Source organism: Micromonospora sp. NPDC005215 (genome assembly GCF_040607915.1).
Taxonomy (GTDB): Bacteria; Actinomycetota; Actinomycetes; order Mycobacteriales; family Micromonosporaceae; genus Micromonospora.
This window is the reverse complement of sequence record NZ_JBEXHQ010000057.1, coordinates 14721-25553: the sequence shown is the minus strand read 5'-3', so window position 1 is coordinate 25553 and position 10833 is coordinate 14721. Positions and strand designations below refer to the sequence as shown.

Below are 10833 nucleotides of genomic sequence, written 5' to 3'. Positions count from 1 at the left end.
CCCGAGGGCGTCGCGGTGAGCCGGGAACGGGCCCGCCGGCGGGCGGAGCGGGAGGCGGAGCAGGCCCGGGAGCGGGCGGTCCGGCAGCGTCGGGTGGCGCGCCGGCAGCGCCGTCGCGCGGTGGTCCGCCGGTTGACCCCGCGGCTGCGGCGGGGCCGCTCCGGGCGGCTGGCCCGGCACACCCGGGGTGAGCGGGCCGCCATCGTGCTGCTCACCGGAGCGGCGCTGATTCTGATCTGGTCGTTCGTCGACAACCTGGCGCTGCGTATCGCGCTGATCGTGTTGTTGCTGCTCGTACTGCCGGCGATCGTCGTGATCGCCCTGGACCGCCGTACCTGATCGAGGAGAAGACGTTGAGCCTCACCCTGTTACCCGCCGTGGATGTCGCAGACGGCCGGGCCGTCCGGCTCGTGCAGGGCGCCGTCGGAAGCGAGAGCATCTACGGTGACCCGTTGGACTCCGCCCTGGCCTGGCAGCAGGACGGCGCTGAGTGGATCCACCTGGTCGACCTGGACGCGGCCTTCGGTCGGGGCACGAACGCGCACCTGCTCGCCGAGGTGGTGCGCCAGTTGGACGTGAAGGTGGAGCTTTCCGGCGGCATTCGGGACGACGAGTCGCTGCGGGCGGCGCTGGGCACCGGGGCGGCCCGGGTGAACATCGGCACCGCTGCCCTGGAGGACCCGGTGTGGTGTGACCGGGTGGTGGGGGAGTACGGCGACCGGGTCGCCATCGGGTTGGACGTGCGGGGTCACACCCTCTCCGCGCGGGGCTGGACGCGGGACGGCGGTGACCTGTACGAGGTGCTGGAGCGCCTCGACAAGGCGGGCGCGAGTCGGTACGTGGTCACCGACATCACCAAGGACGGCACGATGCGCGGTCCGAACCTGGACCTGTTGCGCGAGGTGTGTGCCCGCACCGACCGGCCGGTGATCGCCTCCGGTGGGGTGTCCACGCTGGACGACCTGCGGGCGTTGGCGACCCTGGAGCCGATCGGGGTGGAGGGCGTGATCGCCGGTAAGGCGCTCTACGCGGGTGCCTTCACGGTGGCCGAGGCGCTGCGGACCCTGGCCGAGGTGTGACTGTCACGCGGCTCGGGTCGGGTGGCCCGTGGGAGCAGCTCTACGGCTACTCCCGGGTGGTCCGGGCCGGCGATCGGGCCTTCACGGCCGGCTGCACGGCGACGGTGGACGGCCGGGTGCTGCACGTCGGTGACGCCGCCGCGCAGACCGCGCAGGCGCTGCGGATCGGGCTGGACGCGTTGGCCGAGGTGGGTGCGGAGCCGGGTGACGTGGTCCGGACCAGGATGTACGTGACCGACCGGCGGCACGCCGACGAGGTGGGCCGGGCGCACAACGCGGTCTTCGGCGCGGTCCGGCCGGCGGCGACGCTGGTGGTGGTGGCCGGTCTGTTGGACCCGGAGCAGCTGGTCGAGGTGGAGTTGGAGGCGTACCTCGGCGATCGCTGAGGTCGGCCCGGCGGGGAGCGCCGTGTTGGCCGCCTGCCGGTCCGATAAGTTGTGCACAATTCAATTGTGGGCTATGGTTCGGCGGTGACCGATGACCTGGTGCTGCGCCGGCAGGTGTGCTTCGCGCTCTACGCCGCGTCGCGCGCCCTGACCGATGTCTACCGGCCGATCCTCGACGAGGTCGGGCTGACCTACCCGCAGTACCTGGTGCTGCTGGTGCTCTGGGAGCGCCCCGACGACGCCCCCACGGTGTCCGAGCTGGGCGCCGAGCTGCGACTGGACTCCGGCACGCTCTCCCCGCTGCTCAAGCGGCTGGAGGGGGCGGGTCTGGTGGCCCGGCGGCGGTCGGCCCGCGACGAGCGGCGGGTCGAGGTCGGCCTCACCGAGCAGGGGCGGGCGCTGCGCGAGCAGCTCTGCGACGTCCCGCTGCGCATCGCGCAGGCCACCGGGCTGGGCCTCGGCGAGCTGGTCGCGCTGCGCGACACCCTCACCCGGGTCACCGAGACCATCCACCGACAGAAGGAGCAGTGACTCTCATGCAGGTTCTCTACACCGCGTCCGCGACCGCCAGCGGCGATGGCCGTGACGGCCACGTCGAGACCTCCGACGGCACCCTCGCGCTCGACCTGGCCGTGCCGAAGGAGATGGGTGGCGCCGGTGGGGCCGCCAATCCCGAGCAGCTCTTCGCCGCCGGCTACGCGGCCTGCTTCCACAGCGCGCTGCGGCTGGTGGGCCGCCGGGCCAAGGCCGACGTGAGCGACTCCGTCGTCGCCGCCGAGGTGGGCATCGGCCCGAACGGCAGCGGCGGTTTCGGGCTCACCGTGCAGCTCGTCGTCGACCTGCCCGCCGTCTCCCGGGAGACCGCCGAGCAGCTCGTCGAGCAGGCCCACCAGGTCTGCCCGTACTCCAACGCCACCCGCGGCAACATCGACGTCACGCTGACCGTCCGCGAGACCTCGGCCGCGTGACACCGCGGACCCAGGCCCCCACCGCCGACGAGAGGACGACCACCCCGTGACCGGCAATCGTGAGATCCACCTGGCCAGCCGTCCGCAGGGCTGGCCCACCGAGGACACCTTCCGGCTCGTCGAGACCGACGTCCCGACGCCCGGCCCGGGCCAGATCGTGGTCCGCAACCAGTACCTGTCCGTCGACCCGTACATGCGGGGGCGGATGAACGACGTCAAGTCGTACGTGCCGCCGTTCGCGCTCGACGCGCCGCTCGACGGTGCCGCGATCGGCGAGGTGGTGGCCAGCGAGGCGCCGGACGTCCCCGTCGGCGCCACCGTCCTGCACGGGCTGGGCTGGCGGGAGTACGCGCTGCTCGACGCCACCGCCGCCCGGCCGGTCGACCCGAGCCTGGCACCGGTCAGCGCGTACCTCAGCGTGCTGGGCATGACCGGGCTGACCGCGTACGCCGGGCTGCTCGAGGTGGCCGCCATGAAGCCCGGCGAGACGGTCTTCGTCTCCGCCGCGGCCGGCGCGGTCGGCAGTCTGGTGGGCCAGATCGCCAAGCTCAAGGGTGCCGGCCGGGTGGTCGGCAGCGCCGGCTCGCCGGCCAAGGTCGAGCGGCTGCTGGGGTTGGGCTTCGACGCCGCCTTCGACTACCACGACGGGTCGATCCGTGACTCGCTGCGCGGCGCCGCCCCGGACGGCGTCGACGTCTACTTCGACAATGTCGGCGGCGATCACCTGGAGGCGGCGATCTCGGCGATGAGGCCGCACGGCCGGGCCGCCATCTGCGGCATGATCGCGCAGTACAACGACACCGAGCCGCCGGCCGCGCCGCGTAACCTGTCCCAGGTCATCGGCAAGCGGCTCACCCTGCGCGGTTTCCTGGTCGGCGACCACAACCACCTGCGTGCCGCGTTCGTCCGCGACGTCGCGGGCTGGCTGCGCGAGGGCACGCTGTCCTACGACGAGACGATCGTGGACGGCATCGAGAACGCCCCGGCGGCGTTCCTCGGTCTGCTGCGCGGCGACAACCTGGGCAAGATGCTCGTCCGGGTGTGAATCCCGATCCGATGCGCGGCGGTGGCCGGCCTCACCGGTCGGTCGTCGCCGCGCGTGCGGACGATAGGCTCGCGGCATGACGGTGGCGGTACGGGTGATCCCCTGTCTCGACGTGGACGCCGGACGGGTGGTCAAGGGGGTCAACTTCGTCGACCTGCGCGACGCCGGTGACCCGGTGGAGTTGGCCGCCGCGTACGACCGGGCCGGGGCCGACGAGCTGACCTTCCTCGACGTGACAGCGTCCTCCAACGACCGGGGCACCATGCTCGACGTGGTGCGCCGCACCGCCGAGTCGGTGTTCATCCCGCTCACCGTCGGTGGCGGTGTCCGCCAGGTCGCCGACGTGGACACGCTGCTGCGCGCCGGCGCGGACAAGGTCGGCGTGAACACCGCCGCCATCGCCCGGCCGGAGTTGATCGCCGAGATAGCCGACCGGTTCGGCCGGCAGGTGCTGGTGCTCTCCCTGGACGTACGCCGGCTGCGCCGGGCGCCGGGCGGCGGCACACCCAGCGGGTTCGAGGTCACCACGCACGGCGGCCGGCGCGGCACCGGGATCGACGCGGTGCGGTGGGCGCAGCGGGGGGCCGAGTTGGGTGCGGGCGAGATCCTGCTCAACTCGATGGACGCCGACGGCACCAAGGCCGGCTTCGACCTGGAACTGATCGCCGCGGTGCGGGCGGTGGTGGAGGTGCCGGTGGTGGCCAGCGGGGGTGCCGGCGAGGTGGCTCACTTTCCGCCCGCGATCGGCGCGGGCGCGGACGCGGTGCTCGCCGCCAGTGTCTTCCACTTCGGCGAGCTGACCGTGGCCGAGGTCAAGGACGCGCTACGGCACAGCGGCCACCCGGTGCGCTGAGGCGGTCAGTGCCCGCCGGAGTGCCCCTCCGGTGACCGGCGGGGCGTGGGGATCGAGCGGACCGCGTACTCCTGGACGGCCGCCGCGTGGTCGGCCTCGTCCAGGCTCCAGTCGGCGCTGCCGGGCGCGTGTCGGCGGGTCAGCACGCCCTGCACGGTGTCCACCATGGTCGCCACTCCGGCGCGCGGGCGGGTGCGCCAGAGCTGCTCACCCTCGGTGGTGATCCGGAACCAGCCGTCGGCGACGCTGACCAGCCCGGCCCCGACCAGCCGCTGGACCGCGGCCTCCACCTCGTGCCGCTGCGGAATCGCGTGGTTGAGGTGGTCGGCGGTGGAGAGCACGTCGGTCAGGCGGACGCCCTCCGGCCGTCGACTTGTCGCCGACCGACGGTGCCGGCCGGCTCCGCTCGCGATGACCAGCGACACGAAGATCCAGGCGTCCGTCCAGCGCCAACCGTTCTCCCCCATGCAGAGATGATGACGGCGCGCGTCGCGGAAGGGAACACCCACCCTCCCATCCGGTACGCCGCACCACCACGACGTACCGGTTCGCGGACGGTCGGTGAGGATTCAGCCGGCGGGGGCGACCGGCGCGGCGCTGCCCGGCGTGGGCGCGGCGTCGTCCGGTGCGGCATCGTCGGGCACCGCGAACATCGGAATGAAGAGCTGGGCCAACGGACCGATGGCCAGCGCGTACGCGACGGTGCCCAGCCCGACGGTGCCGCCGAGCAGCGCGCCGAGCAGAAGCACGGTGACCTCGATGCCGGTGCGCACCAGCCGGGTCGACAAGCCCGGCCGGCGGGCCACGAAGCCGGTCATCAGCCCGTCTCGGGGGCCGGGACCCAGTCGGGCGCCGAGATAGAGGGCGGTGGCCGCACCGTTGGCGACGATCCCGGTGATCAGCAGCGCGATCCGCACGCCGAGCGGGCCACCGGTCGGCAGGAGGGCCAGCGTGGCATCCACGACGAGGCCGACCACCACGACGTTGCTGACCGTGCCGAGGCCCGGCCGCTGTCGTAACGGAATCCAGAGCAGCAGCACCAGCGCGCCGACGGCGATGGTGACGGTGCCGAAGGAGAGCCCGGTCAGCTTGGACAGCCCCTGGTGGAACACGTCCCAGGGGTCGAGGCCCAGATCGGAGCGGACCATCAGGGCCATGCTGACGCCGTAGAGCGCGAGCCCGAGGTAGAGCTGGACCAGTCGCCGGACCGGCTGCTGCCGTAGATTGCCAATCAGTGCCATGCATGCCACTCTAGGTGCCAATTGTCGTTGACGAAGAAGCCAATATCCGAGGAGTGGCCATGACCGGGCAGGTGCGCGGCGTCCAATTGGCCCGTCTGCTCGGTCAGTGGCATGCCCTGCCGGGTCGTCGGCGCAGCCCCGACTACGCCGCTCTGGCCGGCGCGGTGCGCGGTCTGCTCGCCGACGGCCGGTTGCCGCTGGGCGTCCGACTCCCGGCCGAACGGGAGCTGGCCGAGGCGCTGCGGATCAGCCGGACCACTGTCACCGCCGCGTACCGGCAGCTGCGGGAGACCGGGCACCTGGCCAGCCGCCGGGGCGCCGGCAGTTGGACGATGCTGCCCGGCAACCACCGGGTGGCCAGCACCGGCCTGTGGACCCCCCTCGACGACCGGGACATGCTCGACCTCGGCGTCGCCGCGCTGGCCGCCCCGCCACAACTCCTGACGGCCGCTCGGGCGGCCACCGAGGACCTGCCCCGATATCTGGGCGGGGCCGGCTATCACCCGACCGGCATCATCGAGCTGCGCGAGGCGGTGGCCGGCGCGTACACCGCTCGGGGTCTGCCGACCTCGGCCGACCAGGTCATGGTCACCAGCGGCACCCAGCACGCCCTGGACCTGGTGTTGCGACTCGCGCTGTCCCCCGGCGGCAACGTCCTGGTCGAGTCGCCGACCTATCCCAACGCGCTCGCCGCGCTGGCCGGCCGGCGGGCCCGGATCGCCACCCACGGCCTGGCCGCCGACGCCGCTGGTTGGGATCCGGACCTGCTGCTGGGCAGCCTGCGGCAGACCCGGCCCAAGCTGGCCTACCTGATCCCGGAGTTCCAGAACCCGACGGGGCACCTGATGCCCGCCGCACTACGTGAGCGTGTGGTGGCCGCCGCCCACGCGGCCGGCACCGACCTGGTCATCGACGAGTCCTTCGTGGACCTCGCGCTGGACGGCACCGAGCTGCCACCCCCGGTCGCCGTCTACGACCGGCACTCTCGGGTGATCAGCATCGGCGGGATGAGCAAGCTCTACTGGGGTGGCCTGCGGATCGGCTGGGTGCGCGCCTCCGCGCCGCAGGTGCAGCGGCTGGCCGCCGTCCGGGTCGGGGTGGACATGGCCAGCCCGGTGCTGGACCAGCTGGTCGCGGTGCACCTGCTCGCCGACGCCGACGCCGTCGTGGCCGACCGCCGCGTCCAGTTGACCGGCCAGCGCGACGCCCTGCTCGGCGCGCTGGCGCACCGGCTGCCGGACTGGCGGGTCACCGTCCCACGCGGTGGCGTGACGCTGTGGGCCGAGTTGGACGGCCCGGTCTCCAGCGCGCTGGCCCGGGCCGCCGAGGAGGTCGGCGTACGACTGGCGCCCGGCCCCCGGTTCGGCCTGGACGGCACCCTGGAGCGCTTCCTGCGGCTGCCGTTCACCCTGCCCGCCGCGGACCTGGTGGAGGCCGTCGGGCGGATCGCGGCGGTCCGCTACGACCTGGACCGGGGCGGCCGACAGCGGTGGCGGGAGCCGTCCGTCATCGCCTGAGCCCGACCGACGACAGGCCGGTGGCCCCCAGCCGGGTGTGGGTGCGGGGCCACCGGCGACGCGTCACAGCTCGGCGAGGCTGCCGGCGTACATCTTGTCGATCTCGCTCGCGAAGTTGCTCTCCACACCACGCCGCTTGATCTTCAACGACGGGGTGATCTCGCCGTCCTCGATGGTGAGATCGCGGGGCAGGATGGCCACCTTCTTGATCTGCTCCCAGCGGTTGAGCTTGGCGTTGAGCTGGGCGACGTACTCATCGACCATCGTCTGGGCCTCCGGCGAGGCGACGATCTCGGTGTAGCCGCGCCCCTCCAGCGGCCCGCCGGCGACCCAGCCCCGGATCGCGTCCGGGTCCAGCGTGACAAGCATCGTGCAGAAGTTGCGAGCCTGGCCGACGACGACCGCCTGCGAGGTGTACGGGCAGATGGCCTTGAACATCCCCTCGATGTGCGACGGTGCGATGTACTTGCCGCCCGAGGTCTTGACCAGGTCCTTCTTGCGGTCGGTGATCTGGAGGTAGCCCTGCTCGTCGAGAGTGCCGATGTCACCGGTACGGAAGAAGCCGTCCTCGGTGAACACGGCGGCGGTCTCCGCCGGCAGGTTGTGGTAGCCGCGCATCACCGGCCGGCCCCGCAGCAGGATCTCCCCGTCGGCGTCGATCCGGCACTCCAGGTCACCCAACGGCTGGCCCACAGTGCCGATCCGCAACCCGCCCGGCGGGTTGACGAAGTTGCCGGCGCTGGTCTCGGTCAGGCCGTAGCCCTCCGAGATCGGCAGGTTCGCCGCGGCGAAGAAGGTGGCGATCTCCGGGCTGAGCGGGGCGGCGCCGGAGACCAGCACCCGCATCCGGCCGCCCAGGCGGGCCTGTAGCTTGCTGAACACCAACTTCTCGGCCAGCGCGTAGCGCAGCGTCAACCCGCCCGGCACCGGCTTGCCGGCCTGCTCCAGGGCCACCTTCTGCTTGCCGACCCGGACGGCCCAGGCGAAGATCTTCGCCTTCGCGCCGCCCGCGCTCTGCGCGGTGGTCACCGCCCGGTTGTAGACCTTCTCGAACACGCGGGGGGCGCCGCACATCAGCGTCGGACGGATCACCGAGAGCAGGTCGACAAGCTTGTCCACCCGCCCGTCGACGTAGGTGGGCAGCCCCACGTGGGTGGCGCCGCAGAGCAGCGTCTTGCCGAACGAGTGGGACAGCGGCAGCCACAGGTACTGCAGGTCGTCGTCGAGCAGCAGCCCGGCCTCCGCCTGTGCCACGGCCTCCCAGCACCAACCGCCGTGCAGCAGCTCGACGCCCTTGGGTCGGCCGGTGGTGCCCGAGGTGTAGATCAGGGTGGCCAGGTGGTCGGGGCCGATACCGGCCACGAGCATGTCGATCAGTTCCGGTTCGGCGGCCAGCGCGCTGGCGCCCCGGTCCTCCAACTCGGCGAGCGTCAGTTGCGGGATCGCGGCGGCGGGGTCGACGGCGCCGTCGAGGAGCACCACATGGGTCAGCGCGGGCAGGTCGGCGCCGACGATCTTCGCCGCCTGGGTCGGGTTCTCCGCGAACAGCACCTTCGACCCGGAGTCGGCGAGGATGTACGTGGCGTCCGCCGGCTCGGTGGTCGGGTAGACGGTGGTGGTCGCCCCACCGGCACACATGATGCCGAGGTCGACGATCACCCAGTCCAGCCGGGTGTTGGCGAGGATCGCGACCGGGTCCTCCTGGCCGATACCCAGGCCGTGCAGGCCGGCGGCGACCGCCTTGGCGCGCTGGCCGACCTGCTCCCAGGTCAGCCAGACCGGCCCGGAGTCGTCGGCGTTCGGAGACGCGAACGCGTGCCGGTCGGGGGTGGCCGCCACGCGCTTGAGGAACATGTCCGGGATGGAGCGGTACGGTACATCGAGAGCCATCGCTGTAGCCGCCTTCGGGGGTGGTGGCGTGACGATCGTCACGTCATGATGGTTACCGAAGAGTATTGCCTGGCGTGGTGCGTCGGCTAGTCCTGATGATCGTCCGGCCGTCCCACCCCACCGACCGGTACTGTCGAATCAGGCGTACCGGGCGGCCACGACTGACCAGTCGTAGGTGGCACGAACCCAGTTTCGCCGTGCGGCCAGCGCGGAGCGCATGCCGTCGTCCCCACTGGCCAGCAGCGCCTTCTCGACATCGAGGTACGCGGCCAGCCCCTTGTTGAACTGGTCCGCCGCGGCCCGTAGCGCGTCCGCCTCGTCCGCGCCGCTGTCGCGGGAGAGCACCGTCACCAGGTTGTGCGCGTCCGGGTCCACCTGGCTCTCCTTGCCGTAGGAGAAGAGGTCGTTGCACCAGCAGACCAGGTCCACCGCCAGCAGATCCAGTGTGACAAGCGCCGGATCGGCGCGCTGGGTGGGCCCGAGTGGCTGGGCCGCCGCCAGGTCGGTAAGCGTGAGGCATGGGCGTACGCCGCCGATGTGTCGCCGCAGTTGGACGTACTCCGCCACCTCGGGCACCCGCCGACGCTCCCGGTTGGCCGCCTCCCAGAGCAACGCCAGCAGGTACTCCCGCATCTGGCTGACGAACCGCAGCAGCAGGGCCGGGCGGTCGTGCAACCGGGTCCGGCGGCACAGGTCGTGCAGCGCGTCACCGAGCGGCCCGACGGCGGGCGGTACGACGTCCGGGTCGCCGCATCGGTCGAGCACGTCGATCAGGGTGCTGATCGCCGGCCCCAGCCGAGCCGGGTCGGCGCCCAGGCCGTCCTCGTCGCAGGCGTCGTCCATGACGAAGAGCCAGCTGATCAGGTCGGTGAGCAGGCGCAGCCCGTCCAGCGAGCCCTCCGGGCAGGCGCGACCGGCCAGGCCGGCGGCGTCGGCCCGTTGCAGCCGGTGCACACGCTGGCTGGAATCGACAAGCCCGAAAGCGCGCGCCCACTCGACGCTCTCGCTCGCCACCTGCTCCGTGGCCCCATGGTGCCCCGCAGGGAAAGGGGGCTCCCACAGCGCCGAAATTGCGAAATTCCGCACAGTGCGCCCCCACTTCGTACCGCCCGGCGCGGAGCGGCGCGGTGAAGCGTACGGGAGGAGACATCAGTGTGCTTCGCTGGGTGTGGGGAACGCCACACTTGACTTGTGACCGCTTAAGCTCAGGGAGTCACATGCCCAGGTTGGCGGCGCGCAGTCGACGCGCGCCCTCTGTCGTGCCGTCCAGTTGGACCCTCGCCACCCGCTGCCGGCCGGAGAGGAACAGGACCAGTTCGGCGGGGGCGCCGACCAACCGCAGCGGTTCCCCGCCCCGACCGACGGAGATCTCGCCGTGACCGGGTGCCTGCACGTAGAGGTCCGCCGGAAAACGACGCAGGGCCAGCCGAGCCAGTGGCGCGGCACGCTTCCACAGGGCGCTCTGCAGGCCGGCGGGCAGGTCGCGCCGTTGCCACCCGGAGCCGGCCCGCCGCACGTCCTCGTGATGAATGAAGAACTCCATCGTGTTGGCCAACTCGTCGGTCAGGGGGTTGCTGACCGGGCTCCACAGCGGCGGCCGTCGTACCTGCGCCACCAGCTCCGGGTAGGGCCGCGCGGCGAGTCGGCGACGGACCCGTTCGGCGTAGCCGCGCAGCGGCGGCAGCATGATCCCACCGGCCGCGTCCGGGCGGCGCTCCCGCAGCACCAGGTGCGCGGCGAGGTCACGGGTCGCCCACCCCTCGTTGATCGTCGGGGCGTCCGGCCCGAGGGCCAGCAGGAGATCGGCCAGCGCCTCGCGCTCGGCTCGGGCGTACCGCGGCATGGGCCGATCGT

13 protein-coding genes are annotated in these 10833 nt (G+C 72.4%); 8 read left to right on the top strand and 5 right to left on the bottom strand.

Going from position 1 to position 10833, the window contains the following annotated elements; translation table 11 throughout:
• Positions 1-15: 15 nt before the first annotated feature.
• From ABZU25_RS29955 to hisF, 7 genes are all read left to right on the top strand, one after another.
• Positions 16-339, top strand: coding sequence for a hypothetical protein (locus ABZU25_RS29955; RefSeq protein ID WP_355032713.1), 324 nt, complete (start codon positions 16-18; stop codon positions 337-339).
• A gap of 14 nt (positions 340-353) precedes the next feature.
• Positions 354-1079 (top strand): bifunctional 1-(5-phosphoribosyl)-5-((5-phosphoribosylamino)methylideneamino)imidazole-4-carboxamide isomerase/phosphoribosylanthranilate isomerase PriA, encoded by a 726-nt coding sequence (priA, locus tag ABZU25_RS29950; RefSeq protein ID WP_355032712.1) that lies wholly within the window; start codon positions 354-356, stop codon positions 1077-1079.
• Complete coding sequence (locus ABZU25_RS29945; RefSeq protein WP_355032711.1) at positions 1076-1465, top strand: RidA family protein; 390 nt, start codon at positions 1076-1078, stop codon at positions 1463-1465. Before priA ends, ABZU25_RS29945 begins: the two co-directional genes overlap by 4 nt.
• Positions 1466-1549: 84 nt before the next feature.
• The gene (locus ABZU25_RS29940; RefSeq protein WP_355032710.1) at positions 1550-1996 is read left to right on the top strand and encodes a MarR family transcriptional regulator; all 447 of its coding nucleotides are present in this window, start codon (positions 1550-1552) and stop codon (positions 1994-1996) included.
• Positions 1997-2001: 5 nt separating this feature from the next.
• Positions 2002-2433 (top strand): organic hydroperoxide resistance protein, encoded by a 432-nt coding sequence (locus ABZU25_RS29935; RefSeq protein WP_355032709.1) that lies wholly within the window; start codon positions 2002-2004, stop codon positions 2431-2433.
• Positions 2434-2479: 46 nt separating this feature from the next.
• The gene (locus ABZU25_RS29930) at positions 2480-3478 is read left to right on the top strand and encodes an NADP-dependent oxidoreductase (protein WP_355032708.1); all 999 of its coding nucleotides are present in this window, start codon (positions 2480-2482) and stop codon (positions 3476-3478) included.
• Between the two features lie 76 nt (positions 3479-3554).
• Positions 3555-4331: an imidazole glycerol phosphate synthase subunit HisF gene (hisF, locus tag ABZU25_RS29925; RefSeq protein ID WP_355032707.1), complete on the top strand. Its 777-nt coding sequence runs from the start codon at positions 3555-3557 to the stop codon at positions 4329-4331.
• Between the two features lie 5 nt (positions 4332-4336).
• On the opposite strand, the gene ABZU25_RS29920 is transcribed toward hisF, so the two are convergent.
• Together ABZU25_RS29920 and ABZU25_RS29915 are read right to left on the bottom strand one after the other, a co-directional pair.
• Complete coding sequence (locus ABZU25_RS29920) at positions 4337-4798, bottom strand: hypothetical protein (RefSeq protein ID WP_355032706.1); 462 nt, start codon at positions 4796-4798, stop codon at positions 4337-4339.
• A gap of 102 nt (positions 4799-4900) precedes the next feature.
• Positions 4901-5572, bottom strand: coding sequence for a hypothetical protein (locus ABZU25_RS29915; RefSeq protein ID WP_355032705.1), 672 nt, complete (start codon positions 5570-5572; stop codon positions 4901-4903).
• Positions 5573-5631: 59 nt separating this feature from the next.
• On the opposite strand from ABZU25_RS29915, the gene ABZU25_RS29910 reads away from it, so the two are divergent.
• Positions 5632-7089, top strand: a complete 1458-nt coding sequence (locus ABZU25_RS29910) for a PLP-dependent aminotransferase family protein (RefSeq protein WP_355032704.1) — start codon at positions 5632-5634, stop codon at positions 7087-7089.
• A 63-nt stretch (positions 7090-7152) separates the two neighbouring features.
• Here ABZU25_RS29910 and ABZU25_RS29905 read toward each other — a convergent pair whose 3' ends face one another.
• From ABZU25_RS29905 to ABZU25_RS29895, 3 genes are all read right to left on the bottom strand, one after another.
• Positions 7153-8979, bottom strand: a complete 1827-nt coding sequence (locus ABZU25_RS29905; RefSeq protein WP_355032703.1) for a long-chain fatty acid--CoA ligase — start codon at positions 8977-8979, stop codon at positions 7153-7155.
• A gap of 138 nt (positions 8980-9117) precedes the next feature.
• Positions 9118-9993: a terpene synthase gene (locus ABZU25_RS29900; RefSeq protein WP_355032702.1), complete on the bottom strand. Its 876-nt coding sequence runs from the start codon at positions 9991-9993 to the stop codon at positions 9118-9120.
• A 199-nt stretch (positions 9994-10192) separates the two neighbouring features.
• On the bottom strand, positions 10193-10822 hold the full coding sequence (locus tag ABZU25_RS29895; protein WP_355032701.1) for a TIGR03085 family metal-binding protein: 630 nt from the start codon (positions 10820-10822) through the stop codon (positions 10193-10195).
• Positions 10823-10833 lie beyond the last annotated feature (11 nt).

What these genes read in the sequence shown, in the direction of transcription:
- ABZU25_RS29935 (WP_355032709.1), top strand. Translation starts at nt 2,002, where the DNA reads ATGCAGGTTCTCTACACCGCGTCCGCGACCGCCAGCGGCGATGGCCGT.
- hisF (WP_355032707.1), top strand. Translation starts at nt 3,555, where the DNA reads ATGACGGTGGCGGTACGGGTGATCCCCTGTCTCGACGTGGACGCCGGA.
- ABZU25_RS29920 (WP_355032706.1), bottom strand. Translation starts at nt 4,798, where the DNA reads ATGGGGGAGAACGGTTGGCGCTGGACGGACGCCTGGATCTTCGTGTCG.
- ABZU25_RS29915 (WP_355032705.1), bottom strand. Translation starts at nt 5,572, where the DNA reads ATGGCACTGATTGGCAATCTACGGCAGCAGCCGGTCCGGCGACTGGTC.
- ABZU25_RS29910 (WP_355032704.1), top strand. Translation starts at nt 5,632, where the DNA reads ATGACCGGGCAGGTGCGCGGCGTCCAATTGGCCCGTCTGCTCGGTCAG.
- ABZU25_RS29905 (WP_355032703.1), bottom strand. Translation starts at nt 8,979, where the DNA reads ATGGCTCTCGATGTACCGTACCGCTCCATCCCGGACATGTTCCTCAAG.
- ABZU25_RS29895 (WP_355032701.1), bottom strand. Translation starts at nt 10,822, where the DNA reads ATGCCGCGGTACGCCCGAGCCGAGCGCGAGGCGCTGGCCGATCTCCTG.